This is a genomic window from Rheinheimera nanhaiensis E407-8, assembly GCF_000296695.1.
GTDB lineage: Bacteria > Pseudomonadota > Gammaproteobacteria > Enterobacterales > Alteromonadaceae > Alishewanella > Alishewanella nanhaiensis.
Genome location: NZ_BAFK01000003.1, coordinates 88,683 through 113,911, shown reverse-complemented (window position 1 = coordinate 113,911; position 25,229 = coordinate 88,683). Strand labels below are relative to the sequence as shown.

Genomic DNA, 25,229 nt, shown 5'->3' with positions numbered 1-25,229 from the left:
TGTTATACCTCGTCCACGTTATGGCCTTTAAGCGCATGGCGAATAGACTGATCCATCCGTCTTGCAGCAAAGTCGTCTGTTAACTGATTGGTGTGCTCTATAGCGGCTTTAATGGCGGCGGTATCGTCACCCTGCCGGACCTGGCGTAATGCCGTCAGTGCCTGTTGAATGTTATCAAGCTCAGCGCTGCTTAGCAGTGCGGCATCGGCTTTCAGCGCCTGGCTTACCGCTTCCAGTACGCGTTCGGCTTCTACCTGCTGCTCGCGCAGCAAGCGCTGCTGCATATCCTGGCGGGCATACTGCATAGAGCCTTTTAGCATGCTAGCCACTTGCTCATCGGTTAAGCCGTACGACGGCTTCACCTGAATATTCGCCTGCACGCCGGTCGATTTTTCCTGCGCCGTTACGCTAAGCAAGCCATCGGCATCAACCTGAAAGGTGACGCGGATATGGGCACCACCGGCCGGCATCGGCGGTATACCGCGCAGTTCAAAGCGTGCCAGTGAGCGGCAATCATCTACCAGCTCGCGCTCGCCCTGCACCACATGCAGCGCCATCGCGGTCTGGCCATCTTTGAAGGTGGTAAATTCCTGCGCCCGTGCTACCGGAATCACGGTATTGCGCGGGATAATTTTTTCTACCAAACCGCCCATGGTCTCAAGCCCTAAGGATAACGGGATCACATCCAGCAGCAGGGTGTCACCTTCGGCTTTATTGCCCACCAGCACATTGGCCTGAATGGCGGCGCCAATCGCCACCACTTTATCCGGATCAATAGAGGTTAATGGCTCAGTGGCAAAAAATGCGGCGACCTGCTGGCGTACCAGTGGCACCCGGGTAGAGCCGCCCACCATCACCACTTTGACAATCTCCTCAGCGGTTAAACCGGCATCGCGCAGTACCTGACGACAGGCGCGAATGGTTTGTTTGACCAGCGGGCTTATCAGTTGCTCCAGCTCAGCCCGGCTCAGGCTGCCGTTATATACGCAGTCATTCAGCGGCAGGGCAAAATCGACGCTATCCCGCTCAGTCAGCTGCTCTTTTAGCTGGCGTGCCGTAGTTAAGTACTGTCGCATTTGCTGGTGGCTTAACTTGGCCTGGCCGGTTTGTTGCTGCAGGTGGCTGACAATGGCATGGTCAAAATCATCACCGCCCAGGGCTGAATCACCACCAGTGGCCAACACTTCAAATACGCCGCGACGTAGCCGCAAAATGGAAATATCGAAGGTGCCACCGCCTAAATCGTACACCGCAATCACGCCTTCCTGACCGGAGTCCAGGCCGTAGGCCAGCGCCGCCGCTGTGGGTTCGTTCAGTAACCGCAGCACATTCAGGCCGGCTAATTTAGCGGCATCTTTAGTGGCCTGGCGCTGGGCATCATCAAAATAAGCCGGCACGGTAATCACCACACCGTTTAACTCACCACCGAGGGTTTCGCTGGCAGTGTTAGCCAGGGTGGCCAGAATTTCCGCCGATACTTCTACCGGGTTTTTTACGCCCTGCGCCGTGTCGATGGCGACCAGACCTTGCTGATCAACCAACTGATAAGGCACCTGCTGCTTTAATGCAGTGGTTTCGCTGTAGCCTTTACCCATCAGGCGTTTTACCGACACTATGGTATTTTGCGCGTCGTCAATGGCCGCGGCCAGTGCCGCATCGCCCACTATGACGCCATCTGGCGTGTAACGCACTACAGAGGGCACCATATCACGGCCCTGCCGGTTTACCAGGGTTTTAGCTTCACCGCTGCGCACTGTGGCGACCAGTGAATTGGTGGTGCCAAGGTCAATACCGGCGGCCAGTTTGTGCTGGTGCGGTGCCGCGCTCTGGCCCGGCTCTGCGATCTGTAATAACGCCATAGTGTTGTTTAGTCTTGTAGTTGCTGTTCAATAAGCTCCAGCTCCTGCTGCAGCTTAAAGAAGAATTTTAGTTTACGGATAAGGTCGGCCGCCAGCTGGTCCTGCTCGGCAGTTTGCGCATCCAGTGCGCTGGCAAGTTGCTTAAGCAGCTGCTTTTTTTGCTGCTGCAATTGGCGCTCGATGCTGTCGATCATGCTGTCAGGATCATCGCTTAGCGCTATCTCGGCCAACTGCTCACGTAGCTCCATCTGCTGCATTAAAAACATCGGGTCAGTGAAGCTACGCTGCTCGTTACTGATTTTTAAGCCGCGCAGGGCCAGCAAGTGTTCGGCACGCAGCAGCGGCTGTTTTAAACTGTGATAGGCATCATTAATGTTGGCGGTTTGTTGCACTGCCAACAGCTTGTCGCGCTCCGAGCCACTGCTGTGCTGATCCGGGTGAAACTGCTTTTGCAGTTTCAGGTAGCGCGAACCGAGCTCGGTTAAGTCGAGGTCGAACTGCGCCGGCAGATTAAACAGCTGAAAGTAATTCATCCGGCCCTTTGATGCTTAATGTAACAGGTTAAACCACTTAAACGGTGAAGCTTTCACCACAACCACATTCGCCGTTGACGTTGGGGTTGTTAAACTGAAAACCTTCGTTCAGGCCTTCTTTGACAAAATCCAGCTGGGTGCCGTCGATATACACCAGGCTTTTGCCATCGACGATCAGTTTTAAGTCGTCATGCTCAAACACCTGATCGTCGTCGTTTAGCGTATCGACAAACTCCAGCACATAAGCCAGGCCCGAGCAGCCGGTGGTTTTTACCCCTACTCTAAGGCCAATGCCCTTGCCACGGTTTTGCAGAAAACTGCGTACCCGGTCGGCAGCGGCTTGTGTCATCGAAATGGCCATGCTGCTTAGCCTCCGTGTTTCTGCTTGTAATCGGCGATAGCGGCTTTAATGGCGTCTTCCGCCAGAATAGAGCAGTGAATCTTTACCGGTGGCAGCGCCAGCTCTTGCGCGATGTCGGTATTTTTAATTTGCTCGGCTTGCGCCAGGCTTTTGCCTTTTACCCACTCGGTTACCAGTGAGCTGGAGGCAATAGCGCTGCCACAGCCGTAGGTTTTAAACTTGGCATCTTCAATAATGCCTTGCTCATTTACCTTGATTTGCAGCTTCATCACGTCGCCACAGGCCGGTGCGCCGACCATGCCGGTTGCTACACCAACATCGTCTTTGTCAAACGCGCCGACGTTGCGTGGGTTTTCGTAGTGGTCGATTACTTTATTACTGTAAGCCATGATAGTTACCTCTGTTTGCAGCCGGCGCGCTTAGTGCGCAACCCAGGCCACAGTGTTTAAATCGATACCGTCTTTGTACATATCCCACAGCGGAGACATAGCACGCAGCTTTTCAATCGCCTGGTGCACTATCTTAATGGTGTGGTCTACCTGCTCTTCGGTGGTAAAACGGCCGATACTGAAACGGATAGAGCTGTGTGCCAGCTCGTCACTCATGCCCAGCGCGCGCAGCACGTATGAAGGCTCCAGGCTGGCTGAGGTACAGGCAGAGCCCGACGATACCGCAATGTCTTTCAGCGCCATAATCAGCGACTCGCCTTCCACATAGTTAAAGCTGATATTGGTAATATGTGGTACCCGCTTGGTCGGGTGGCCGTTTAAGAACACCTGTTCAATGTCTTTCACACCGTTAACCAGCTTGTCACGCAGCGCGCTGATACGCTTAATTTCGTCGTGCATTTCCAGCTTGGCGATACGGAACGCTTCACCCATCGCCACAATTTGGTGGGTAGGTAAGGTGCCTGAACGCATACCGCGTTCATGGCCACCACCGTGCATTTGCGCCTCTAAGCGGATGCGCGGTTTACGCCGGACAAACAAGGCACCAATGCCTTTAGGGCCATAGGCTTTATGCGCCGAGAACGACATTAAATCGACTTTTAACGCCTGCAGATCGATATCAACCTTGCCAGCAGCCTGGGCAGCGTCGACATGAAAAATAATGCCTTTGCTGCGACACAGCTCGCCAATGGCGGCGATGTCCTGCACCACACCAATTTCGTTATTGACAAACATCACGCTGATGACAGTGGTGTCAGGGCGGATCGCCGCTGCAAGCATTTCGATGGTAATAAGGCCATCAGTGTGCGGCTCTAAATAGGTGACTTCATAACCTTCACGTTCCAGCTGTCGCATGGTGTCCAGCGTGGCTTTATGCTCGGTTTTCACCGTGATCAGGTGCTTACCTTTTTTATGGTAAAAATCGGCTGCGCCTTTAATGGCCAGGTTATTCGATTCAGTGGCGCCTGAGGTGAACACTATTTCGCGCGGGTCAGCGTTTACCAGCTCAGCAATCTGGCTGCGGGCAATTTCTACCGCTTCTTCGGCCTGCCAGCCAAAACGATGCGAACGTGACGCCGGGTTACCAAACTCGCCGTCCATCGTTAAATACTGCATCATTTTCTCTGCTACCCGTGGGTCGACCGGGGTAGTTGCAGCGTAATCCAGATAAATAGGTAGCTTCATTGTTTGCTCCGTGTTGCCTACAGCTGGCAGCTGACTTCAATATCAGTTGCCGGGTTTTTTACAATGCGGCTGTTTTGCCGCTTTGCCACGTTCTGTACGTCGCGCTGGTTTACCAGCTCGCCCAGCGTGATGCCGGTAAGAAAATCTTCAATGCGGTGACTTAAGTCACTCCACAGGGTGTGGGTTAAACAGCGGGTACCGCTGTGGCAATCTGATTTGCCCTGACAGCGGGTGGCATCTACCGATTCATCCACCGCGCTTATTACGTCCGACACCGAAATCTGTGCCGCTTCGCGCCCTAACTGGTAACCACCACCCGGGCCACGCACACTGCTGACTAAACCTTGTTTACGCAGGCGGGCGAATAACTGTTCAAGGTAAGATAACGAAATACCCTGGCGCTCAGAAATATCCGCCAGCGGCACTGGCCCGTTGGCGGTATGTAGCGCCACATCCAGCATCGCCGTTACCGCATAACGGCCTTTTGACGTTAATCTCATGTTTTACCCCCCCAACAGCAGTGGCGCTATTTTACTTTCCTGACTAATTTAGTCAAGTATTAATAACCTAGTATTTTAGTCAGGTATTGCTGTTAAGGGTTCAATGTTTTCGCTCAGATATTAGGGTCAAACGCTTCTACATCACGCTTACGCTCTTGTGCCGCGCGCTGCTCGGCCAGACGAAAATCTTCCTCATCGATCGCCACGGCCGGCACTTCTTCACACACATTACCGCCCAGCTGGTTGACACTGTGACACAGCTCGCCCACTTTATTATCTAACAACTGGATATGATCAAGCATACGGCCAATGGCATTGGCTACCGGATCGGGGTTATCGGCCGACACGGCGTAGGCGTCAAAGCCGAACTTTTGCGCCAGCTGCTTGCGCTCAGCGCTCACCTCAGCATCGGCTTTGGCAACAATACGGCCTGGAATACCTACCACAGTGGCGCCGGCCGGTACATCTTTTACCACCACCGCATTAGAGCCAATGCGGGCATTTTCGCCCACCTGCAAAGGCCCCAGCACCTTGGCGCCCGCGCCGATAACCACACCATTGCCCAGCGTGGGGTGGCGCTTGCCGGGGTTCCAGCTGGTGCCGCCTAAGGTAACACCATGATACAAGGTCACATCATCACCAATTTCGGCGGTCTCGCCGATTACCACGCCCATACCATGGTCGATAAAGAAACGGCGGCCAATTTTGGCGCCGGGGTGAATTTCTACCCCGGTTAACCAGCGCGCTATAGTGCTTAAAAACCGCGCCAGCCATTTAAAGTTAGCCCGCCACAGTTTGTGGCTCAGCCGGTGCCACCAGATGGCATGCAGCCCCGGGTAATTGGTTAATACTTCAAAGCTGCTGCGCGCGGCCGGGTCACGCTCAAAAACACTTTTTATATCTTCTTTCATACCCGCAAACATGCCCTACTCCTTGTCGCCGGCCGTCTTTTGGCCATAGCGCTGAACTGAGGTTAAGATGCCACGTAAGATGTTGTATTCGGTTTCTTCCGGCCGCGCCCGGGTAAACAGCCGTTTCAGTTTGGTCATCACCACGCCCGGGTGCTGTTTAATAATAAAGCCGGTATCGTTTAAGGTAGCTTCCAGATGGCGGTAAAAGCTTTCCATCTGCGCACTACTGGGGTAAGCCACCTCTGACACCGGTTGCGGCTGCTGCGCTGTTGCCAGATAAGCCATGCGCACTTCGTAGCTTAGCACCTGCACCGCCATGGCCAGGTTTAGTGAACTGTAATCCGGGTTACCCGGTATTGATACCTGACGGTTACACAGCTGCAGCTCTTCGTTGGTTAAACAGCTTTTTTCGCGGCCAAACACCAGCGCTACCGGATGACCGGGCGCTTCCTGTACGCACAGCTCACCGGCCTGACGCGGGTTAAGCATAGGCCAGCCCAGAGTGCGCTCACGGGCACTTACCGCGATAACCAGCGGGCAATCAGCAATAGCCTGCTCCAGAGTGTCGAACACTTTGGCATTGGCCAGCACATCACTGGCACCGGCTGATAGTGCATAGGCCTGGCCATCCGGCAGCGTTTTCGGCGCCACCAGATACAGCTGCGATAAGCCCATGGTTTTCATCGCCCGGGCTACCGAGCCAATATTGCCGGTGTGGCTGGTGCCTACCAGAATAATTCGGATTTGGTCTAACATAAGGCTTCCCGCGTAAAAGGGCCGGCATTCTATCACAGCCGAATGCAATTGTTGATGAGAAAATAGCAGTCTGGCCATCTGAATTAAACCAGACAATGTGCCTGACTCACCTGCTTTTTTAGCATTGTTTTGCTACACTAGCGCCACTTTTACTCCAGGGAACCACGACGATGAAAACACTCACACTCGCTACCGTGCTGTCTGCTCTGCTGTTAAGTCCGCTGGCCAGCGCCAGCACCCCAACGACCCAGGCTTCTGCTGAAGCGCTGCAACTGGCCGTTGATCACCCAAGCCGCAGCCCGGCTAACGTTGCCCGCGATAAATACCGCAACCCGGTTGCCACGCTGCAATTTTTTGACGTTACGCCAAGTAGCACCGTGGTAGAAATAGCCCCCGGCGGCGGCTGGTACACCGAAATTCTGGCGCCTTTACTGGCGGCGCACGGCACTTATTATGCCGCCCATTTCCCGGCTGACAGCAGCTCAGATTACTACAAGCGTAGCCGCGCGGCTTTTGTCGACAAGCTGGCGGCAAACCCGGTATACAACCGGGTACAGCTGACTGAGTTTGCCCCTGGCAACAGCAGCGCCATTGCACCGGCCGGCAGTGCCGATGTGGTGCTGACCTTTCGTAACCTGCATAACTGGTATGGCAATGGCGGTGACGAGGGCATGGTGGCCATTTTCAAAGATTTTTATAACGCGTTAAAGCCCGGTGGGGTGTTAGGCGTGGTAGAGCACCGCTTGCCGGCTGATAAAGCCAGCGGCGACTGGCAGAAGACCGGTTACTTCCCGCAGGCACTGGCCATTAAACTGGCAGAACAAGCGGGTTTTGTGTTTGAAGCCGAGAGCGACATTAACGCCAACCCGAAAGACACGGCCGACCACCCGGGTGGTGTCTGGACCTTACCTCCGGTGCTGCGGCTAAAAGAGCAGGACAAAGAGAAATATCTGGCCATTGGCGAAAGCGACCGTATGACGCTGAAGTTTCGCAAGCCAGTATCTGAGTAATTTTTTGATCAATTAACGGAAAGCTAAATGAAAGTATTGGTAATTGGCGGCGGTGGCCGCGAGCACGCACTGGCCTGGAAAGCCGCCCAGTCACCTCTGGCCACTAAGGTATTTGTCGCCCCGGGCAATGCCGGCACCGCGCGTGAGAGCAACCTGACCAATGTGGCGATTGCGGCAGATGATGTGCCCGCGCTACTGGCGTTTGCCAAAGCAGAAGCCATAGATCTGACCATCGTCGGGCCCGAGGCGCCGCTGGCCAAAGGTGTGGTTGATGCGTTTCGCGCTGCAGATCTGGCCATTTTTGGCCCAACCAAAGCCGCGGCGCAGCTGGAGAGCTCCAAAGCCTTTGCCAAAGACTTTTTAGCCCGTCATCAGATTCCGACCGCCGCCTATCAGACCTTCAGCGACATTGCGCCGGCCAAAGCTTTCGCTAAAACGCTCGGCTTACCGGTAGTGATTAAAGCCGACGGTCTGGCGGCAGGTAAAGGCGTCATTATTGCGCAAAGCCAACAGGAAGCCGATGCCGCCATTGACGATATGCTGTCGGGCAATAAATTTGGTGATGCCGGCAGCCGCGTGGTAATTGAAGAGTTTTTAACCGGTGAAGAAGCCTCTTTTATCGTCATGGTTGACGGTAAAACCGCGCTGGCCTTTGCCTCGTCACAGGACCATAAAGCGCGTGATAACGCCGATAAAGGCCCTAACACCGGCGGCATGGGCGCATATTCGCCAGCACCGGTGGTCACGCCAGCTGTGCATGACTGGGTAATGCAGCATGTGATTTACCCGACGGTAAATGGCATGGCCAGCGAAGGCACGGTATTTACCGGCTTTTTATACGCCGGTTTAATGATAGCGCCGGATGGCAGTGCCAAGGTGCTGGAATTTAACTGCCGCTTTGGTGACCCGGAAACTCAGCCGATAATGCTGCGGCTGCAATCTGATTTAGTGGCGCTGTGTTTAGCGGCAACTAAAGGCGAGCTGGCCGGCAAGCAGATCCAATTTACCGACCAGGCTGCAGTGGGCGTGGTATTAGCCGCTGGCGGTTACCCGGACAGCTATGCCAAAGGCAAGGTGATCAGTGGCCTGGATGGCATCGACAGCGACAGCGCCAAAGTGTTTCATGCCGGTACCGAGCAAAAAGACGGCCAGGTGCTGACGAACGGTGGCCGGGTGCTGTGTGCTACGGCCTTAGGGGCTAATGTTACTCAAGCGCAGCAAGCTGCCTATCAGCTGGCCAGCCACATTCGCTGGGATGGCATGTTCTGCCGCACCGATATCGGCTATCGCGCTATCGCCCGCGAGAAGCAGTAACAGATGATGCGTCAGAGTTTAACGTCAAAGCAGCTGGCACTGCTCGCTGCTTTTGCTTGCAGTATCATAGCACCCGGCCAGGCACTGGCAGAGTGTTTGGCTGACACCACCGCCATTTCGGCTATTCAGGGTAATACAGATACCAGCCCGCTGCTGGGCCGTAAGCTGACCACGCAAGGTGTGGTTACTGCAGTGGTTTACCCTGGCAGCAAAGCCGCCGGCCTGATGCTGCGTGGCGAGCAAAGCACGAACCCGTTGACGGCCAATAGCCTGTTTATTGCCGATATTGAAGCGGCCGCGATTTACCAGCCCGGCCAGGTACTGCAGGTAAGCGGTACTGTAGCTGAACTTAGCCAACAGACCAGCCTGCATCAGGTAAGTGAAATTAAACTGTGCGGTGAAGCCGTAACGGTTAACCCGCAGCGCCTGACACTGCCTTTGGCTGATAACCTGAATTGGGAGCGGCTGGAAGGCGCGCTGCTGCAATTTAGCCAACCCCTTATTGTGAACGACACTTACCATCTGGCGCGCTACGGTGAGATTACCGTGGCCGACCAGCGGCTAATGGTACCTACCGAGCAGCAGTTACCCGGCGAGGCGGCAGCTGCACTATTTGATACTCAGCAACAACGACATATGCTGGTGGTAGATGATGGCCATTACCAGCAAAACCCTGAGCCATTAGTGCTGGGTGCGGTAAAAATCAGCGCCAGCCAGACACTCAGAATCGGCGATACATTACATGATCTGACCGGCGTGTTATTGCAGGACGAGCGTGGCTACCGTTTAGTGCCAACAACAATGCCGCAGTTCAGCCAGACTAACCCCAGACCCGCAGCCCCGGCCGCGAAACCGGCCAAAGCCTTACGCGTGGCCAGCTTTAATGTGCTGAATTACTTTAATGGCCAGGGCCAAAACCCGGCCTTTCCAACCCGCCGCGGCGCCTCTACCCCGGCAGAGCTGGCCCGGCAGCAAGCAAAAACCGTCGCGGCATTGGCCGCGCTGGATGCCGATGTTATCGGTCTGTTAGAAGTTGAGAATAACGGCTATGGCCAGCAAGGTGCATTAGCAGAGCTGACCGCAGCGCTGAATAAAGTTACCAGCAAACCCTACCGCTTTATTATCACCCGCCAGCAGCCCGGCACTGATGCCATTAAAGTGGCGCTGCTATATCGCCCGGCCACTGTCAGTGTCGAGGGTAAAGCCGCTATGCTGTTAACAGCACCTTTTGACTGGGGTAGCCGGCCGCCACTGGCGCAAAGCTTTCGTCATCTGGCGAGTAACGAGCTGGTTACCGTCAGCATTAACCACTTTAAATCGAAAGGCAGCTGCCCGAAAGACGGTAAAGATGTTAACGCAGATCAGCAGGACGGCCAGGCGTGCTGGAATGCACTGCGCACCCGTTCGGCTAAAGCCCTGAGTGATTGGCTGCACAGCCAGCCGACCGGTGTCAGCACCGACTACCAGATAATTATCGGCGATCTGAATGCTTACCGGCGGGAAGATCCAATCCGCACGCTGGAGCAGCAGAACTGGCAATATCTGCACGCTGCACAGGGCAGCCAATATTCTTATGTGTTTCGCGGCCGCACCGGCTCACTGGATCATGCGCTGGCAAGCCCCACGCTCGCTAAACAGCTTAGCAGCATGCAGCATTGGGCTATTAACGCCGATGAACCTGTGTTGCTGGATTACAACACCGAGTTTAAAAGCGCTGCCCAGCAAAAGTTGTGGTACAGCGCCGATCCCTACCGTTCGTCCGATCACGACCCACTGATCGCCACCTTTGAGTTCTAATCACCGCGGGTTCAGCCAGTTAGCAGGCAGAACCCGCAGCAACCCTGGCTGGTCTTTTTAATAAAGCGCAAGAAACAGTTGCCCGCTGTCGAGCTCTTGTTTTAAGGTGAGGTTCAGTTAAGTTAGCGGGCGACAGTTATGTCTCATAAAAACCCTATTATTGCGATTACCGGCTCTTCCGGCGCTGGCACTACCACCACCACCATAGCGTTTCAGCATATCTTTCGCACGCTGGGTATCGACGCCGCCTTTGTCGAGGGTGATTGCTTTCATCGCTTTAGCCGGCCGGAAATGGAAGTGGCTATACGTAAAGCCAAAGAAGAAGGCCGCCATATAAGCTATTTTGGCCCGGAAGCCAATGACTTTGGTGTGCTGGAAAAATTCTTTGCCAGCTATGGCGAAACCGGCAGCGGTAAGATCCGTCATTATCTGCATACCTTTGATGAAGCTGTGCCCTACAATCAGCTGCCCGGCACTTTTACCCCCTGGCAGGACTTGCGCCCCAATACCGACCTACTGTTTTACGAGGGTCTGCATGGCGGCGCTGTGACCGACCAGCACAATGTGGCACAGCATGTCGATTTGCTGATCGGCATGGTGCCGATTGTTAACTTAGAGTGGATCCAGAAAATTATCCGCGACACTTCAGAGCGTGGCCATAGCCGCGAAGCGGTACAGGCCAGCATAGTGCGCAGTATGGACGATTATATAAACCATATTACGCCGCAGTTCTCGCGCACCCACATCAACTTTCAGCGCGTGCCAACAGTAGATACCTCTAACCCCTTTAGCGCTAAAGATATCCCGTCGCTGGATGAAAGTTTTGTCGTAATCCGCTTTCGCGGCATCAAACATGTCGACTTTCCGTACTATCTGCAGATGATTAACGGCTCTTTTATGTCACGGGTGAATACGCTGGTGGTGCCAGGTGGCAAAATGGGCCTGGCGATGGAGCTTATTTTAACGCCGCTGATTGAAGAGTTAATGATTAAACGGCGCCAGGCCCGTGGCCAGGTAGATTGGTTAGGTACCTGACACCAGACCAAACCGGTTCTACCGGTTTGGTCTGGTTACAAAACCAACAGCACTACAATTATCTTTTTTGCCAGCGCCCATTCCACCGTGTTTCAACCTTTACAAAACACCAATTTTCAGCCGTTTAGCGAATGTCAAGACAGCAAAGGCCAGTAAATTTACACTTTTGTTTAAATAATAGCCTTTGCTTTGGCGGCAAAAATCCGTAAACTTAGCGCCCCTTACGGGTAGAGCCTTGGATTACGTGGTGCGCATAGGTCCATATCAGTTAGCGAACAAGGTAATTTGTGCTCCGATGGCTGGGGTTACCGATCACACTTTTCGTGAGCTTTGCCGCCGGTTTGGCGCAGCCTTAGCTGTGTCGGAAATGCTGTCGAGCAACCCGCTGGTGTGGCAAAGCGAAAAGTCGCAAAATCGCATGGGCCACCGGCAGGAGTCGGGCATCCGCTCGGTACAAATTGCCGGTTCAGACCCGCAGCAAATGGCCGAAGCCGCGCAGTACAATGTGTCTATTGGTGCCGATATTATCGACATTAATATGGGCTGCCCGGCCAAAAAGGTGAATAAAAAGCTGGCGGGCTCTGCCTTATTGCAGTATCCGGATTTAGTGCAACAAATTGTGCGCGCTGTGGTCGATGCAGTTAAGGTGCCGGTAACGTTAAAAATCCGCACCGGTTGGGATACCGACAACCGCAATGGCGTGCAGATTGCGCAGATTGCACAGGATAACGGCATACAGGCGCTGGCGGTGCATGGCCGCACCAAAGCTTGTATGTACAAAGGCGAAGCCGAGTACGACACCATTCGTGCGATTAAGCAAAGTGTGTCGATACCTGTGGTTGCCAATGGCGATATCACCACACCGGAGAAAGCACGTTTTGTGCTGGATTACACCGGGGCTGACGCCATTATGATAGGCCGTGCCGCACAAGGCCGGCCGTGGATTTTCCGCGAGGTGGTGCATTACCTGGCCACCGGCGACAAACTGGCCCCACCGGCAATAGCCGAGGTGCGCCAGATCATGCTGGAACATGTGCAGGGTTTACACCAGCTTTATGGTGAGCATGCCGGTTCCCGTATTGCCCGCAAGCATGTGGGCTGGTATTTAGCCGAGCACGATGCGCTCGGCGTGTTTCGTAGTGAATTCAATGGCATTGAGTGCGCTAAGCAGCAACTTGACGCCTTAAATGACTATTTTCATCAACTAGCAGCAACCTAACGTAAAAGAGAAAAGCAATGTTTAATTCGAACGTTACTTCGCCATTTATTACTAACGCTAACGTACAGTCTCAGGAAAAGCCGCAGGCATTAAGCACTGCTGCACAAAAAGCCGTTGCTAACTACCTGCAACAGTTAAACGGTCAGGACGTTACCGACCTGTACGAGCTGGTATTATCTGAATTAGAGCGCCCGTTACTGGAAGAGGTAATGAAATATACCCGCGGTAACCAAACCCGCGCTGCTAACCTGATGGGTATAAACCGCGGCACGCTGCGCAAGAAATTAAAACAGTACGGCATGAGCTAATGCCAACGCGGGGTTCGCCCCGCTGCTAAGCACCTTCGGGTGCTTTTTTATTGGCTGTTCCTGAGGAATTTTACGCATTACCTTCCGCATTAGCTTCGGTACTCAGGCAGCAAAACAGGATAGAACAGATTAACGACATTCTGGCAGAGGCTAGCTTGCTCTAAGCTAACCGTTGCAGGCCAGGATGGCCGAATCGAGCCCCCAGGGAGGGGTTCACGGCGTGTTAGCGTGAGCAAACTAGCCTCTGTTAACAATGCTGGGGATATAACCGATTTCTGCAAGCTAAAATGAGAGTCTAAGCATGACGACACTAAGACCTATCCGCCGCGCACTGTTAAGTGTGTCCGACAAAACCGGTATCGTAGAATTTGCCCGCGCGCTTGAAGCGGCCCAGGTAGATATCCTCTCTACCGGTGGTACGGCAAAATTACTGGCCGAGCAAGGCATTAAGGTAACGGAAGTCTCTGACTATACCGGCCACCCGGAAATTATGGACGGCCGGGTAAAAACCCTGCATCCGAAAATTCACGGTGGCATTTTAGCCCGCCGCGGTGTTGACGAAGCGGTAATGGCCGACAACCATATCGGCCCGATCGATTTAGTGGTGGTTAACCTGTATCCGTTTGCCAGCACTGTGGCTAAACCCGGCTGCACGCTGGAAGATGCGGTGGAAAACATCGACATCGGCGGCCCGACTATGGTGCGCGCGGCAGCGAAAAACCACAAAGACGTGACTATTGTCGTTAACGCCAAAGACTACGACATGGTGCTGGCAGAAATGCAGGCCAATGGCGGTGCCACCACCCACGCCACCCGTTTCAGTTTGGCGATCAGCGCCTTTGAGCATACGGCCCAATACGATGGCATGATTGCCAACTACTTTGGTGCCATGCTGCCAGCCTACGATACGCCGAACGAACCAGCCACTAAGTTCCCGCGCACGTTCAATGCGCAATTTGTCAAAAAACAAGACTTACGCTATGGCGAAAACAGCCACCAGAGCGCAGCCTTTTATGTGCAGGACGGCGCGACTGAAGCCTCAGTATCTACTGCTAAACAATTGCAGGGTAAGGCGTTGTCGTACAACAATATCGCCGATACCGATGCGGCACTGGAGTGCGTAAAAGAATTCGCCGAGCCAGCCTGTGTAATTGTTAAGCACGCTAACCCTTGTGGTGTCGCCATTGGTGACAGCATTTTAGCGGCTTACAACCGCGCTTATAAAACCGACCCAACTTCAGCTTTTGGCGGCATTATTGCCTTTAACCGTCAGCTGGATGAAACCACCGCGCAGGAAATTGTCAGCCGCCAGTTTGTTGAAGTGATTATTGCCCCGTCTGCGACCGATGCCGCTGTTGCTGTGGTTGGCACCAAACCGAACGTGCGTTTACTGGTATGCGGTGAGTTCAGCCCTGCTGCGCCGGCAACGGATATTAAACAGGTTAACGGCGGTATGTTGCTGCAAGACCGCGATCAGGCCAAAGTGTCTGCCAGCGACTTAAAAGTCGTCACCAAGCGTCAGCCGACCGAGCAGGAGTTAAAAGACTTGCTGTTCTGCTGGAAGGTCGCCAAGTTTGTTAAATCAAACGCCATAGTGTATGTAAAAGACAGCATGACCATCGGCGTTGGCGCCGGCCAAATGAGCCGGGTATACAGCGCGAAAATCGCCGGTATCAAGGCTGCCGATGAGAAGCTGGAAGTAAAAGGCTCAGTGATGGCCTCAGACGCCTTCTTCCCGTTTCGCGACGGTATCGACGCTGCAGCCGCAGCTGGCATTACTGCAGTGATCCAGCCAGGTGGCTCGATGCGTGATGCGGAAGTTATCGCCGCCGCCGACGAGCACGGTATGGCAATGGTATTTACCGGCGTACGCCACTTTAGACACTAATAGCAAATCTGCTTTAGACAAAAAGGCCGCATTGCGGCCTTTGTTATTGCGGGTGCTATACATTCAGAAAATCGCCGTTTTGGATCTGCTGTAAAGCCGACGTATCGCGGTTGTAGATATACACCCAGGCGCTAACGCTGGTGCCGTTTTCCAGCGTTACTTGCTGCAGTTCACGGCGATATTCTTGCGGCTTGGCAAAGCCTTCGCCACATTCTTCGTACTGGTCCAGCTGTGGCAGTAATAGTTCTGGCTGCAGTAGCTGATACAGCTCGCCCACCACCTGATCGGCGGCACTGGCTGACGGCACAGCGCCCGGGTAATAACTTAGCTGATATAGCCGCGCCTGATATCGCGCCATGCTAACGAAGCGGGCGTGAGCGATTAACTGCTGGTGCATTGGATGCTTGGCGTTTTGGCGTAAGGTGCCATACACGAAAAGATAATCTGTCATAACCGCGCTTTAACCATACCTAATAAAAACACTTTACCAACAAAATTGTTTCAGATATAACTGCGCGCGCATTTTGCAGTTAATTAAATAAAATAGGATGTTTTATGTCGTTTAAAAAAATGCTGGTAGCCGTTGCCTTAAGTAGTGTTTTCGCTGTGCAAGCCGATACACAAAACTTTTATGTGGGCGGTCAGTACAATAAAACCACGCTGGAAGAAAAAGACAGTGGTTACTCCGTTTCAGTTGATTTTGGCAGCTTAAGTGCATTAGCCGGTTATCAATTCAATGACTACTTCGCTGTTGAAGCCCGTCTGGGTACTGGTATCAACGACAAGTCATTCTCTGAAGATGGTTATAAAGAAAGCTTTGGTGTGAACCTGCAGACAATGTTAGTTGCCAAGGCACGCTACCAACTGTCGAGCGAGTTCTCTGTATTCGCACTGGCAGGATACAGCAAAACTGAATTTGAATATAAAGAGACAGGCCCATCTTATTCATTCTCAGAGAAAGATTCATTAACCGGCCTGGCATTAGGTATCGGCGGCGAGTTCCGTTTTGCTAATAACGTTGCTGTGAATGTGGAATATGTCATGCTGCCGGACGAAACATTCCGTGATGGCCCTTACTCATTCAAGCTGGAAGCGAATAATTTATCTGTTGGCGTAAATTACTACTTCTAAGTTCGCCCCATGCCGAAATCTATTCAGATTTCGGCACTTTTTATAAACTCCTTACATAAAACGTGCTGGTACTGACCACTGTAGTTCAGCCTGTGCCAGATCTTCACTGATACTGATACAGCTCAGCGACGCTTTACGAATATTAATCACCGGCATGTCAGTACCCAGCAAACGGCTAATCAGCAGTGAGAAATCCGGCTCATGGCCAACCAGCAAGGTATGCTCAGGTAATGTCGGCCATAACAGCTGCAGCTGCGCTATAGCTTGTGCAACAGGGGTTTCCAGCGCCAACCAGGGCTGCTCAGTGGCAGCGGCAAAACCGGCATTCTTACACACTATTGCCGCCGTTTGCACTGCGCGCGGGTATGGGCAGGTAAACACCTGCTGCATATTCAGGTTTTGCCGCTGCATAAAGTCAGCGACCCTGCGTGCCTGCAGCCGGCCTTTTTCTATCAGGCAGCGGTCGATATCCAGGTGATTAGGCCGGATCACTTCAGCAGTAGCATGACGCAGAAAATAGAGGAATTTATTCATAGCGCGCAGTTATAGCAGCGTTGTAAGGCATATTTATGACATTGTAGGCAGGCTTTTCAACATCACACCAATTCTTGATCCAGCTCAATTACCCGGGTTACCGCTGAACTAAGGTTATTTCGCTGTAGTGAACTTAACCAAAGGAGACCATCATGAGCCTGTTACCGCGTAACCGTTTCGACTTTGACAGCCTGTTCGATAACTTCTTTGCGCCCACTGCGTGGAAAAGCAACGATACCGAGTTTTTTGCGCCTAAAGTCGATATTAAAGACAATAAAGACCATTACCAAATCACGGCGGAATTACCCGGCGTGAAAAAAGACGATATTCATATCAGCCTGGAGCGTGGCGTATTAACGCTTGAAGCCGAAATAAAACAGGAAGATAAAGAAGAGAAAGATGGCAAGCTAATTCGTCAGGAGCGCCGCTACGGCAAAATAATGCGCAGCTTTACTGTGGGCGATGCCGTGCATGAAAACGATATCAGCGCCAGCTTTAAAGACGGCCTGCTCAGCATTAAAGCACCGAAAAAAGCCGCTACCGAAGCCCCCAGTCGTAAAATCAGTATCAGTTAGCCTTCTTTGCCGACAACCGCCCGTTTACAGCGGGCGGCTGCGTTGTCACACGCCAAGTGCAGAATCCCCATCTTGCGCATCCAGGTATTGGTAACTCGGGGCCTGGGTTGCTAGAATGGCCGCACTAAGGAGACTGCCACCAATGAAAGTAAACTGCCCTACCTGTGACAACGCCGTTGAATGGAGCGCCGCTTCACCCTTTCGGCCATTTTGCTCTGAGCGCTGCAAACTGATTGACCTTGGCGACTGGGCTGCAGAAAACCACCGCATACCTGATAAAGCGCCAATTGACGCTGCACTATCAGAAGAATATCTGGCCGAGCTGGAGCAGGAATTTATCGCCCAGGATAACGACTTTTTCAAAAACAATTAATTTACAATCGATACACAAAACACTATCCTTACCTCTTTAAACAAGGATAGGTTTGTTATGAATTGCCCGACAATTGTGAATTTGCAACTTAGCCAAAGCAGCTTGGAAGCAGTTAAAGAAATTGAACGTCTCGGCTCACTCGAAAAACTGGGTAGCAAATTTTTGTTGCTCGGTCAGTTATGGTCAATTTTTGGTGGCGCTAGTCGCACAGGTGCCTCAGGCTCCGGAGCACAGCAACTTGAGGGGACACTGGCTTTCAAACTGGCATCTTCTGATTCCGCTCAGTCTGGTTATGCTATTTATTCCACTAATTGGGACGTCTTCTTTGAGTCTGTAAAAGGGCTTGGTGCTGTAAAACGTCGTCAAATTGAATCAGTCGCATTAAGACAAACACAGAAGCCGTCTTTATCAGTAAAAGAAAGACAATTTTGGAAAGCGGTTTATCAAGGATGTGGCTATGAATAAACTACTCATTGCTATCACTTTACTGCCATATGGCTTAAATGCTTCAGATATTACCGAGGCATTTTCATACGCTCAAACCACTCAGGCTGCATATGAAACAGCAACGGAATACTGTCTGCAGCAGAGGAAAACTGAAATATCGTTAACTTCGACTGAGCTCAATTTGTTAACGAAGATTCCTTATTCAGAAGCTATTGTTCCATACTTAGAGCAAAGGGCATTTCTTAAGTGTGTCTCTGAGACTAAATTAAACTACATCGAAACTCTGGTTTTACTCGAGAGGTTGAATGCTTCCGTAAAAAGCGAAGAAGTTTCACGTTTTATTAGGCAGCAAAAAGAAGATAACTTTCATCTCATCGAACTAGAAATCAAACTTGATTATATGAAGTTACCCTTAGATGTCAGAGAACGTCTTGAATCAATAAGCTCGCTACATGCACCTTTTGATGGTGTAAAACTACAAGAGTTAATCTGGCCAGCATTAGATAACTAGTAGGTGCCTTAGTAGTATAGATAGCAGCAATACCCAGCCTAAAATGGCTAAACCAAATGTTTCTATATTTCCTGCTTTAGGCTGCCGGAGTAAATACAGCAAAGTTTCTCTGGGAAAAACAATAAGCGGGGCAATTAACCCCGGCAGTACGAAACTCCACAATCCGCTGAATGATAAGGCGCGCCCTGCTTTATTCCCCTGATCCCCTAATTGTTGGATTGTTGGCTCCACACCACTGAGCAAACAATAGGCAGTGTAGCCAATAAAGCAGCCCAATAAAAAAATCTGCCAATAGGACAAAGCCTTACGGCTAAATTGGAATTCCTCCTTGTACCACTGATAGCCAACTATCAGCAAAGGTAAAACAAGAACCAACGGCAATAACAAGCTGGTCATATTAACTAGTCATTTATAGTCTGAGTGGCAAAATACTGCTGAATGCGCTCGACTATTGGCTGATTCGCATCGGGGAACTCGATGCTATCAAGCGCATTCACATCCACCCAGCGCAGTGGCTGGCCTTCGCGGCCGTGTGGCTCGCCGTTAAAGGCGCTAACCAGATAGATATCCAGCAGCACGGTTTTTTCCGGATAGGCATACTCCAGCTGCATAAAGGCACTGCTTTGCGTGACCTCAATAGCCACTTCCTCTAACAGCTCGCGCGCCAGCGCTTGCGGCACCGTTTCACCGCTTTCTACCTTACCGCCGGGAAACTCCCATTTGCCGCCCTGATGCTGCTTACTGCCGCGTAATGCCAGCAAAATCTGCTCGCCACGCACTATCACACCCACCGCAACATGCACTACTTTATTAGTCATACTTCCCCCAGAAACAACAAAGCCAGCCTGAGCTGACTTTGTCTTATCACGATTGGCGTTACACCAGTTTACCGTGACATTGTTTGTACTTTTTACCCGAGCCGCAGGGGCAAGGATCATTACGGCCTATCTTGTCGTGATCACGAAATACCGGGCCAGCAGGCATGCCTGCCGGAATTTCACCGCCAACATGCTCAGCTTCGGCGTGCTGGTAATCGTGCGGCACGGCATCAGCCTTACGGCGCTGCTCTTCTACCGCCTCCACATCTTCTGCAGCCCGCACCTGCACCCGGCTTAATACGCCGATAACGTCAATTTTCAGGTTTTCCAGCATGGTGGAGAACAGCTCAAAGGCTTCGCGCTTGTATTCCTGTTTCGGGTTTTTCTGCGCGTAACCACGCAGGTTAATGCCCTGACGCAGGTGGTCCATCGCTGCCAGGTGCTCTTTCCAATGCGTGTCCAGGCTTTGCAGCATAATGGCTTTTTCAAACTGACGCAGTACCTGCGGCCCGACCATTTGCTCTTTATACTGGTAAGCTTTCTCTACCTCTTCGGCGATACGCTCACGTAGCTTTTCTTCAAACAGCTTTTTATCATCTGCCAGCCACCTGGCAATCGGCAAATCCAGCGAGAAGTCAGCTTTTAAGCGTTGCTCCAGGCCAGGAATATCCCACATTTCATCCAGCGATTGCGGCGGAATATACTGGCTTATCACACCGTCAACCACGTCGGCGCGGATAGCGTTAATGGTTTCGCTGATGTCGGTGGCGTCTAACAGCTCGTTGCGCTGCTCGTACACCACTTTACGCTGATCGTTGGCAACGTCATCAAACTCTAACAGCTGTTTACGGATATCAAAGTTACGCGCTTCTACTTTACGCTGCGCGTTTTCAATAGCGCGGCTGACCCAGGGGTGTTCGATTGCTTCGCCTTTTTCCATACCCAGGCGGCGCATCATGCCGGCCATACGGTCTGAAGCGAAAATACGCATTAACGCGTCGTCCAGCGACAGGTAGAACCGGCTTGAACCCGGATCGCCCTGACGGCCCGAGCGGCCACGCAACTGGTTGTCGATACGGCGCGATTCATGCCGCTCAGTACCAATAATATGTAAACCACCGGCCGCGATAACCGCGTCGTGGCGCTGTTGCCAGTCGGCTTTTACTTTGGCTTTTTGCGCTTCGGTCGCATCATCGCCAAGCGCCGCTAGTTCAGCCTGTAAGCTGCCACCCAGCACTATGTCTGTGCCGCGGCCTGCCATATTGGTAGCAATGGTTACCGTACCCGGCTGACCGGCCTGGGCGATAATTTGCGCTTCGTTGGCGTGGAACTTGGCGTTAAGTACCTGGTGTTTAATCTTGGCTTTGTTCAGCAGGCCCGATAAGTACTCTGAGCTTTCAATAGACGCTGTACCCACCAGCACCGGCCGGCCGGCATCGCGGGTGGCAGTGATGTCGGCAATTATGGCCTGGTACTTATCTTCGGCCGTTAAGTACACTAAATCAGCCATATCGTTACGTACCATAGGCCGGTTAGTTGGCACTACTATGGTTTCCAGGCCGTAAATTTGCTGGAACTCAAAGGCTTCAGTATCAGCAGTACCTGTCATACCGGCCAGTTTATCGTACAGGCGGAAGTAATTCTGGAAGGTAATAGAGGCCAGAGTCTGGTTTTCGTTCTGAATTTTTACCCCTTCTTTGGCTTCTACTGCCTGGTGTAAACCTTCAGACCAGCGCCGGCCTTCCATGGTACGGCCGGTGTGCTCATCAACAATGACAATTTCGCCGTCTTTTACTACGTAATCGACGTCACGCTTAAACAGCTGATGGGCCCGCAGCGCAGCATAAACGTGGTGCAGCAGGGTAATGTTAGCAGCAGAGAATAAGGTATCGTGCTCGCCAATCATGCCTTTTTCGCGCAGCATCTCTTCTACTCTGATCTGGCCTTGTTCGGTTAAGTACACCTGACGGGCTTTTTCATCTACCGTAAAGTGGCCATCACCGTGTGCGCCCTCTTCGTCTTCTTTTTCCTGTTTTACCAGGCTAGGCACCAGCACGTTGATTTGTTTGTATAACTCAGAGCTGTCTTCGGCCGGGCCAGAGATAATCAGTGGCGTACGGGCTTCGTCAATCAGGATTGAGTCAACTTCATCGATAATGGCAAAGGCCTGATCGCGCTGCACCCGATCTTGCGGTGAAAACGCCATATTATCGCGCAGGTAGTCAAAGCCAAATTCATTGTTAGTGCCATAGGTAATGTCGGCCTGATAGGCTTTTTGCTTATCCGGGTGCGCCATGCCAGGCACGTTAACGCCGACTGACATACCTAAAAAGCCAAATAAGGGTGCGTTGGTTTGAGCGTCGCGGCGGGCCAGGTAATCGTTCACGGTAATAACATGTACACCTTTACCGCTTAACGCGTTTAAGTAAGCCGGCAAGGTTGCGGTGAGGGTTTTACCTTCACCGGTACGCATCTCAGAAATTTTGCCCTGATGCAGCACCATACCGCCGATTAACTGCACATCGAAATGGCGCATGCCAAATACGCGCTTGCTGGCCTCACGCACAGTAGCAAAGGCTTGCGGCAGTATATCGTCTAAGCTGCTGCCACTGGCCAGTAACTGCTTAAATTCAGCGGTTTTTTGCTTCAGTTGGTCATCGGATAAGGCTTCAAACTCAGCCTCGAGGCTATTAATGTGCTGAACCTGTTTTTCTAGTTTTTTTAAGAAGCGGTCGTTGCGGCTACCAAATAATTTGGCAAAAAGTTTTCCAAACATTATCCCAATACCATTTTAAGTTAAAACTGCAGGGCAGCCCCGGCGGCCTTTGGCCTTACCAGTATCAAATTGCTGTTGTGCAAGCATATTACGCCAGATATGGTGCCCTATGCTAATGCTTTCAAGGTGTAACATGTTCGCTTCGGCGCCAAGCTGTTACACTGCGTTATCTGTTTCACTGCTGCCGGGAGTTAACCATGACCCGTTACACGCAAAAACCTCAGGATATCAGTAAGCTGCTGTCGCACAGCCCGCTGGCGTCGCAGCAGCAACAAGTGCAACTGGTGCAACAGTTAAACCAGGTATTAGCTGAGGTATTGCAACTGGACCAACTGAGTTTTTGCCAGGTTAGCTGTATTCGTGATGGCAGAGCTATTATCTTATGTGCCTCACCCAGCTGGCTGACCCGTCTAAAAATGCAGCGCGACGCCATTCTAGACAATTTTCGCCGAAAAATCTTGCCCGATTTAGCCGGCATTGAGATTGAAGCCTCGCCCAATGGCCAGATAAACCGGCCCCAAGTGCAGCTACCGGCAGCAAACAGCAAGCAATTATCTGAACAGGCAGCCGACAGCCTGCGTCAGCTGGCGGCCGGCACCGACGGCGCACTGGCGCAAGCGCTGTTAAAGCTGGCAGAAAATGCCGGCGCGAAAAATGACAAAACCCGGTAATCACCGGGTTTGTGTTTGAAAAGGCAGATAGAGCATTACGCCAGCTGCGGCGCCAGATAAGAAATCGGCATATCGGCTTTGTCTTCAAAGCTGACAAATTCCCAGTTCGCCTGATCGGCCAACACGGCACATAACAGCTGGTTATTCAGCGCATGGCCGGTTTTAAAGGCTTTAAACTCACCTAAAATGCTGTAACCGGCCATATACAGATCGCCAATCGCATCGAGGATTTTGTGTTTGATAAATTCATCTTCGTAGCGCAGGCCGTCCTGGTTTAATACCCGGTACTCATCCAGCACTACGGCATTATCAAAACTGCCGCCTAACGCCAGGTTGTTGGCACGCAGATATTCTACTTCATGCAAAAAGCCAAAGGTACGGGCGCGGCTGATGTCTTTAATAAAACCGGCGGCCGAGAAATCCATCTGCATATGCTGGGTGGTTTCTGCAATCACCGGGTGGTTAAATTCAATGGCAAAATCTATTTTAAAGCCGTGATGCGGCTTAAATTCGGCCCATTTGTCGCCATCTTCTACCCGCACATGCTTTTTAATGCGGATAAACTTTTTCGCCAGGCGCTGCTCGGCAACACCGGCTTCCAGCAACAGGTAAACAAAGGGGTTGGCGCTGCCGTCCATAATCGGAATTTCTGCGGCGTCTACTTCAACCACCAGGTTGTCGATACCTAAACCGGCAATGGCCGCCATCAGGTGTTCAGTGGTAGATAACCGCACGCCATTGTCATTGATTAAACAGGTACACATCACGGTATCACCCACTAACTCAGGCGCTACCTTAAAATCGACCACAGGATCAAGATCAACACGACGGAACACGATGCCCGTGTTATCCGGCGCAGGTCGGAGAGTAAGCGTAACCTTTTCGCCTTTGTGCAATCCCACTCCAATGGAGCTGACTGTTTTGCCGATGGTACGTTGTTTAATCATAATTTATTCCTGCTCAAATAATAAGCAATCACAAAATGGCGGCGAAGCATAGCATAACGTGGCAATTATGCCAAATTTCACTGAACAGCAGCTTAATCCTGCTGTCGGCCCTGCCGTGCGACTAAGCCAAAGCTTAGTCGGCTTGTTTGCGTAAAAATGCCGGTATATCAAAGATATCGATATTCGCTTTGCTCTCTGGCTGCGCTTTTACTGCCGCTGGCTGCTCCTGACGCACCTGCTGTGTTTCGTGCTGCGGTTGCAGCGCGGCACCGCCCTGAGTACCGTAAAACGGCTTCTGTACTTCCACCGTACGGTTGTTTTGCACTAAGCTGATATCTGGCCGGCGGTCGGCACCAATACCGGTAGCCACTACCGTTACACGCAGCTCATCTTGCATGTTCGGGTCAATCACCGCACCTACCACCACAGTGGCGTTTTCTGACGCGAAGGCTTTTACCGCGTTACCAACCGTTTCAAACTCTTCAATGCTGATATCCAGACCGGCAGTGATATTGACCAGTATGCCTTTAGCACCTGATAAGTCGATATCTTCCAGCAGCGGGCTGGAAATGGCCTGCTCAGCGGCTTCTTCCGCACGGTCCGGGCCAGTAGCACGGCCGCTACCCATCATGGCAGTGCCCATCTCAGACATTACCGTACGTACGTCGGCAAAGTCGACGTTGATCAAACCCGGGCGGGTAATTAATTCAGCAATACCCTGTACCGCACCTAACAGTACGTTATTGGCTGCTTTAAACGCATCCAGCAAACTGGTGCCTTTACCCAGCACCTTTAACAGTTTGTCGTTAGGAATGGTGATCAGCGAGTCAACATGCTTGCTCAGCTCTAAAATACCCTCGTCGGCATAGGCAGTACGCTTTTTACCTTCGAACGGGAATGGCTTGGTTACCACCGCCACGGTTAAAATACCCAGCTCGCGCGCCACTTCGGCCACGATAGGCGCTGCACCGGTACCGGTACCACCACCCATACCGGCAGCGATAAAAATCATATCTGCGCCTTGCAGGGTTTTCTTAATGGTTTCGCGGTCTTCCTCAGCAGAGCGCCGACCAATATCCGGGTTAGCACCGGCCCCTAAGCCCTTGGTAACATTAGAGCCCAATTGCAGGGTAATATTGGCCGATGAATTACGCAGTGCCTGCGCATCGGTATTGGCGGCAACAAACTCCACCCCTTCGATATTGCTGGCAACCATGTACTCGACGGCATTACCGCCACCACCACCAACACCTATTACTTTAATAACAGCTTCTTCGCTGTGGTTTTCCATTAACTCAAACATAGCTCTCTCTCCGTTTCT

The 25,229-nt window shown here is 52.1% G+C and carries 28 protein-coding genes; 13 read left to right on the top strand and 15 right to left on the bottom strand.

Annotated elements, in window-relative coordinates:
* Window positions 1-2 precede the first annotated feature (2 nt).
* The 8 genes from hscA to trmJ all read right to left on the bottom strand — a co-directional run bounded on the left by hscA (window position 3) and on the right by trmJ (window position 6,554).
* Window positions 3-1,859 (bottom strand): Fe-S protein assembly chaperone HscA, encoded by a 1,857-nt coding sequence (gene hscA / locus RNAN_RS03470; RefSeq protein WP_008218796.1) that lies wholly within the window; start codon window positions 1,857-1,859, stop codon window positions 3-5.
* 8 nt (window positions 1,860-1,867) lie between these two features.
* On the bottom strand, window positions 1,868-2,392 hold the full coding sequence (gene hscB, locus RNAN_RS03465; RefSeq protein WP_008218794.1) for a co-chaperone HscB: 525 nt from the start codon (window positions 2,390-2,392) through the stop codon (window positions 1,868-1,870).
* Window positions 2,393-2,429: 37 nt separating this feature from the next.
* A complete protein-coding gene (gene iscA, locus RNAN_RS03460; protein WP_008218792.1) occupies window positions 2,430-2,753 on the bottom strand; it encodes an iron-sulfur cluster assembly protein IscA in 324 nt (107 codons plus the stop codon).
* Between the two features lie 5 nt (window positions 2,754-2,758).
* Window positions 2,759-3,142, bottom strand: a complete 384-nt coding sequence (iscU, locus tag RNAN_RS03455) for a Fe-S cluster assembly scaffold IscU (RefSeq protein ID WP_008218790.1) — start codon at window positions 3,140-3,142, stop codon at window positions 2,759-2,761.
* A 30-nt stretch (window positions 3,143-3,172) separates the two neighbouring features.
* Window positions 3,173-4,387 (bottom strand): IscS subfamily cysteine desulfurase, encoded by a 1,215-nt coding sequence (locus RNAN_RS03450; RefSeq protein ID WP_008218788.1) that lies wholly within the window; start codon window positions 4,385-4,387, stop codon window positions 3,173-3,175.
* 17 nt (window positions 4,388-4,404) lie between these two features.
* Complete coding sequence (gene iscR, locus RNAN_RS03445; protein WP_008218787.1) at window positions 4,405-4,887, bottom strand: Fe-S cluster assembly transcriptional regulator IscR; 483 nt, start codon at window positions 4,885-4,887, stop codon at window positions 4,405-4,407.
* Window positions 4,888-5,000: 113 nt separating this feature from the next.
* Window positions 5,001-5,810: a serine O-acetyltransferase gene (gene cysE / locus RNAN_RS03440; RefSeq protein WP_008218786.1), complete on the bottom strand. Its 810-nt coding sequence runs from the start codon at window positions 5,808-5,810 to the stop codon at window positions 5,001-5,003.
* A 3-nt stretch (window positions 5,811-5,813) separates the two neighbouring features.
* Window positions 5,814-6,554: a tRNA (cytosine(32)/uridine(32)-2'-O)-methyltransferase TrmJ gene (gene trmJ, locus RNAN_RS03435; protein ID WP_008218784.1), complete on the bottom strand. Its 741-nt coding sequence runs from the start codon at window positions 6,552-6,554 to the stop codon at window positions 5,814-5,816.
* Window positions 6,555-6,724: 170 nt separating this feature from the next.
* Between trmJ and RNAN_RS03430 the strand changes: the two genes are divergently transcribed.
* The 7 genes from RNAN_RS03430 (at window position 6,725) to purH (ending at window position 15,125) form a co-directional block, all read left to right on the top strand.
* Window positions 6,725-7,564 (top strand): class I SAM-dependent methyltransferase, encoded by an 840-nt coding sequence (locus tag RNAN_RS03430; protein ID WP_008218782.1) that lies wholly within the window; start codon window positions 6,725-6,727, stop codon window positions 7,562-7,564.
* 27 nt (window positions 7,565-7,591) lie between these two features.
* A complete protein-coding gene (gene purD, locus RNAN_RS03425; protein ID WP_008218781.1) occupies window positions 7,592-8,878 on the top strand; it encodes a phosphoribosylamine--glycine ligase in 1,287 nt (428 codons plus the stop codon).
* Between the two features lie 3 nt (window positions 8,879-8,881).
* Window positions 8,882-10,675: an ExeM/NucH family extracellular endonuclease gene (locus RNAN_RS03420; protein WP_008218779.1), complete on the top strand. Its 1,794-nt coding sequence runs from the start codon at window positions 8,882-8,884 to the stop codon at window positions 10,673-10,675.
* A 138-nt stretch (window positions 10,676-10,813) separates the two neighbouring features.
* Entirely contained in the window at window positions 10,814-11,710 is an 897-nt protein-coding gene (locus RNAN_RS03415) for a phosphoribulokinase (RefSeq protein ID WP_008218777.1), read from the top strand.
* Between the two features lie 244 nt (window positions 11,711-11,954).
* The gene (gene dusB / locus RNAN_RS03410) at window positions 11,955-12,929 is read left to right on the top strand and encodes a tRNA dihydrouridine synthase DusB (protein WP_439645777.1); all 975 of its coding nucleotides are present in this window, start codon (window positions 11,955-11,957) and stop codon (window positions 12,927-12,929) included.
* 17 nt (window positions 12,930-12,946) lie between these two features.
* Entirely contained in the window at window positions 12,947-13,237 is a 291-nt protein-coding gene (gene fis / locus RNAN_RS03405) for a DNA-binding transcriptional regulator Fis (protein WP_008218772.1), read from the top strand.
* 301 nt (window positions 13,238-13,538) lie between these two features.
* Window positions 13,539-15,125 (top strand): bifunctional phosphoribosylaminoimidazolecarboxamide formyltransferase/IMP cyclohydrolase, encoded by a 1,587-nt coding sequence (purH, locus tag RNAN_RS03400; protein WP_008218771.1) that lies wholly within the window; start codon window positions 13,539-13,541, stop codon window positions 15,123-15,125.
* A gap of 55 nt (window positions 15,126-15,180) precedes the next feature.
* On the opposite strand, the gene RNAN_RS03395 is transcribed toward purH, so the two are convergent.
* Window positions 15,181-15,576: a gamma-glutamylcyclotransferase family protein gene (locus RNAN_RS03395; protein WP_040551587.1), complete on the bottom strand. Its 396-nt coding sequence runs from the start codon at window positions 15,574-15,576 to the stop codon at window positions 15,181-15,183.
* Window positions 15,577-15,680: 104 nt separating this feature from the next.
* On the opposite strand from RNAN_RS03395, the gene RNAN_RS03390 reads away from it, so the two are divergent.
* Window positions 15,681-16,256 carry a porin family protein gene (locus RNAN_RS03390; RefSeq protein ID WP_008218766.1) on the top strand — a complete coding sequence of 192 codons (576 nt, stop codon included), beginning with the start codon at window positions 15,681-15,683 and terminating at the stop codon, window positions 16,254-16,256.
* A 51-nt stretch (window positions 16,257-16,307) separates the two neighbouring features.
* Here RNAN_RS03390 and RNAN_RS03385 read toward each other — a convergent pair whose 3' ends face one another.
* On the bottom strand, window positions 16,308-16,790 hold the full coding sequence (locus tag RNAN_RS03385) for a SixA phosphatase family protein (protein WP_008218764.1): 483 nt from the start codon (window positions 16,788-16,790) through the stop codon (window positions 16,308-16,310).
* A gap of 152 nt (window positions 16,791-16,942) precedes the next feature.
* On the opposite strand from RNAN_RS03385, the gene RNAN_RS03380 reads away from it, so the two are divergent.
* The 4 genes from RNAN_RS03380 (at window position 16,943) to RNAN_RS03365 (ending at window position 18,696) form a co-directional block, all read left to right on the top strand.
* The gene (locus RNAN_RS03380; RefSeq protein ID WP_008218762.1) at window positions 16,943-17,365 is read left to right on the top strand and encodes an Hsp20/alpha crystallin family protein; all 423 of its coding nucleotides are present in this window, start codon (window positions 16,943-16,945) and stop codon (window positions 17,363-17,365) included.
* Window positions 17,366-17,507: 142 nt separating this feature from the next.
* A complete protein-coding gene (gene yacG, locus RNAN_RS03375) occupies window positions 17,508-17,738 on the top strand; it encodes a DNA gyrase inhibitor YacG (RefSeq protein ID WP_008218760.1) in 231 nt (76 codons plus the stop codon).
* Between the two features lie 57 nt (window positions 17,739-17,795).
* On the top strand, window positions 17,796-18,203 hold the full coding sequence (locus tag RNAN_RS03370; RefSeq protein ID WP_040551586.1) for a hypothetical protein: 408 nt from the start codon (window positions 17,796-17,798) through the stop codon (window positions 18,201-18,203).
* Window positions 18,196-18,696 (top strand): hypothetical protein, encoded by a 501-nt coding sequence (locus RNAN_RS03365; protein WP_008218758.1) that lies wholly within the window; start codon window positions 18,196-18,198, stop codon window positions 18,694-18,696. The genes RNAN_RS03370 and RNAN_RS03365 overlap by 8 nt, the downstream gene beginning before the upstream one ends.
* On the opposite strand, the gene RNAN_RS03360 is transcribed toward RNAN_RS03365, so the two are convergent.
* From RNAN_RS03360 to secA, 3 genes are read right to left on the bottom strand one after another with little or no spacing between them, the layout of a single operon-like run.
* Window positions 18,685-19,092, bottom strand: a complete 408-nt coding sequence (locus tag RNAN_RS03360) for a hypothetical protein (RefSeq protein ID WP_040551585.1) — start codon at window positions 19,090-19,092, stop codon at window positions 18,685-18,687. The genes RNAN_RS03365 and RNAN_RS03360 overlap by 12 nt on opposite strands.
* A gap of 5 nt (window positions 19,093-19,097) precedes the next feature.
* Window positions 19,098-19,514 (bottom strand): 8-oxo-dGTP diphosphatase MutT, encoded by a 417-nt coding sequence (gene mutT, locus RNAN_RS03355; protein WP_008218756.1) that lies wholly within the window; start codon window positions 19,512-19,514, stop codon window positions 19,098-19,100.
* Between the two features lie 58 nt (window positions 19,515-19,572).
* Window positions 19,573-22,290 carry a preprotein translocase subunit SecA gene (gene secA, locus RNAN_RS03350; RefSeq protein WP_008218755.1) on the bottom strand — a complete coding sequence of 906 codons (2,718 nt, stop codon included), beginning with the start codon at window positions 22,288-22,290 and terminating at the stop codon, window positions 19,573-19,575.
* 197 nt (window positions 22,291-22,487) lie between these two features.
* Here secA and RNAN_RS03345 point away from each other — a divergent pair, with 197 nt between their 5' ends.
* Complete coding sequence (locus tag RNAN_RS03345) at window positions 22,488-22,961, top strand: DciA family protein (protein WP_008218752.1); 474 nt, start codon at window positions 22,488-22,490, stop codon at window positions 22,959-22,961.
* Window positions 22,962-22,996: 35 nt separating this feature from the next.
* Here the strand turns inward: RNAN_RS03345 and lpxC are convergent, their stop codons facing one another.
* Both lpxC and ftsZ read right to left on the bottom strand, forming a co-directional pair.
* Complete coding sequence (lpxC, locus tag RNAN_RS03340) at window positions 22,997-23,908, bottom strand: UDP-3-O-acyl-N-acetylglucosamine deacetylase (RefSeq protein WP_040551584.1); 912 nt, start codon at window positions 23,906-23,908, stop codon at window positions 22,997-22,999.
* A 133-nt stretch (window positions 23,909-24,041) separates the two neighbouring features.
* Window positions 24,042-25,211, bottom strand: a complete 1,170-nt coding sequence (gene ftsZ / locus RNAN_RS03335) for a cell division protein FtsZ (protein WP_008218748.1) — start codon at window positions 25,209-25,211, stop codon at window positions 24,042-24,044.
* Between the last annotated feature and the right edge of the window lie 18 nt (window positions 25,212-25,229).

Bases quoted from the DNA above. Each gene is read 5' to 3' on its own strand.
- hscA (WP_008218796.1), bottom strand. From the start codon at position 1,859: ATGGCGTTATTACAGATCGCAGAGCCGGGCCAGAGCGCGGCACCGCAC.
- hscB (WP_008218794.1), bottom strand. From the start codon at position 2,392: ATGAATTACTTTCAGCTGTTTAATCTGCCGGCGCAGTTCGACCTCGAC.
- iscA (WP_008218792.1), bottom strand. From the start codon at position 2,753: ATGGCCATTTCGATGACACAAGCCGCTGCCGACCGGGTACGCAGTTTT.
- iscU (WP_008218790.1), bottom strand. From the start codon at position 3,142: ATGGCTTACAGTAATAAAGTAATCGACCACTACGAAAACCCACGCAAC.
- RNAN_RS03450 (WP_008218788.1), bottom strand. From the start codon at position 4,387: ATGAAGCTACCTATTTATCTGGATTACGCTGCAACTACCCCGGTCGAC.
- iscR (WP_008218787.1), bottom strand. From the start codon at position 4,887: ATGAGATTAACGTCAAAAGGCCGTTATGCGGTAACGGCGATGCTGGAT.
- cysE (WP_008218786.1), bottom strand. From the start codon at position 5,810: ATGTTTGCGGGTATGAAAGAAGATATAAAAAGTGTTTTTGAGCGTGAC.
- trmJ (WP_008218784.1), bottom strand. From the start codon at position 6,554: ATGTTAGACCAAATCCGAATTATTCTGGTAGGCACCAGCCACACCGGC.
- RNAN_RS03430 (WP_008218782.1), top strand. From the start codon at position 6,725: ATGAAAACACTCACACTCGCTACCGTGCTGTCTGCTCTGCTGTTAAGT.
- purD (WP_008218781.1), top strand. From the start codon at position 7,592: ATGAAAGTATTGGTAATTGGCGGCGGTGGCCGCGAGCACGCACTGGCC.
- RNAN_RS03420 (WP_008218779.1), top strand. From the start codon at position 8,882: ATGATGCGTCAGAGTTTAACGTCAAAGCAGCTGGCACTGCTCGCTGCT.
- RNAN_RS03415 (WP_008218777.1), top strand. From the start codon at position 10,814: ATGTCTCATAAAAACCCTATTATTGCGATTACCGGCTCTTCCGGCGCT.
- fis (WP_008218772.1), top strand. From the start codon at position 12,947: ATGTTTAATTCGAACGTTACTTCGCCATTTATTACTAACGCTAACGTA.
- purH (WP_008218771.1), top strand. From the start codon at position 13,539: ATGACGACACTAAGACCTATCCGCCGCGCACTGTTAAGTGTGTCCGAC.
- RNAN_RS03395 (WP_040551587.1), bottom strand. From the start codon at position 15,576: ATGACAGATTATCTTTTCGTGTATGGCACCTTACGCCAAAACGCCAAG.
- RNAN_RS03390 (WP_008218766.1), top strand. From the start codon at position 15,681: ATGTCGTTTAAAAAAATGCTGGTAGCCGTTGCCTTAAGTAGTGTTTTC.
- RNAN_RS03385 (WP_008218764.1), bottom strand. From the start codon at position 16,790: ATGAATAAATTCCTCTATTTTCTGCGTCATGCTACTGCTGAAGTGATC.
- RNAN_RS03380 (WP_008218762.1), top strand. From the start codon at position 16,943: ATGAGCCTGTTACCGCGTAACCGTTTCGACTTTGACAGCCTGTTCGAT.
- yacG (WP_008218760.1), top strand. From the start codon at position 17,508: ATGAAAGTAAACTGCCCTACCTGTGACAACGCCGTTGAATGGAGCGCC.
- RNAN_RS03370 (WP_040551586.1), top strand. From the start codon at position 17,796: ATGAATTGCCCGACAATTGTGAATTTGCAACTTAGCCAAAGCAGCTTG.
- RNAN_RS03365 (WP_008218758.1), top strand. From the start codon at position 18,196: ATGAATAAACTACTCATTGCTATCACTTTACTGCCATATGGCTTAAAT.
- RNAN_RS03360 (WP_040551585.1), bottom strand. From the start codon at position 19,092: ATGACCAGCTTGTTATTGCCGTTGGTTCTTGTTTTACCTTTGCTGATA.
- mutT (WP_008218756.1), bottom strand. From the start codon at position 19,514: ATGACTAATAAAGTAGTGCATGTTGCGGTGGGTGTGATAGTGCGTGGC.
- secA (WP_008218755.1), bottom strand. From the start codon at position 22,290: ATGTTTGGAAAACTTTTTGCCAAATTATTTGGTAGCCGCAACGACCGC.
- RNAN_RS03345 (WP_008218752.1), top strand. From the start codon at position 22,488: ATGACCCGTTACACGCAAAAACCTCAGGATATCAGTAAGCTGCTGTCG.
- lpxC (WP_040551584.1), bottom strand. From the start codon at position 23,908: ATGATTAAACAACGTACCATCGGCAAAACAGTCAGCTCCATTGGAGTG.
- ftsZ (WP_008218748.1), bottom strand. From the start codon at position 25,211: ATGTTTGAGTTAATGGAAAACCACAGCGAAGAAGCTGTTATTAAAGTA.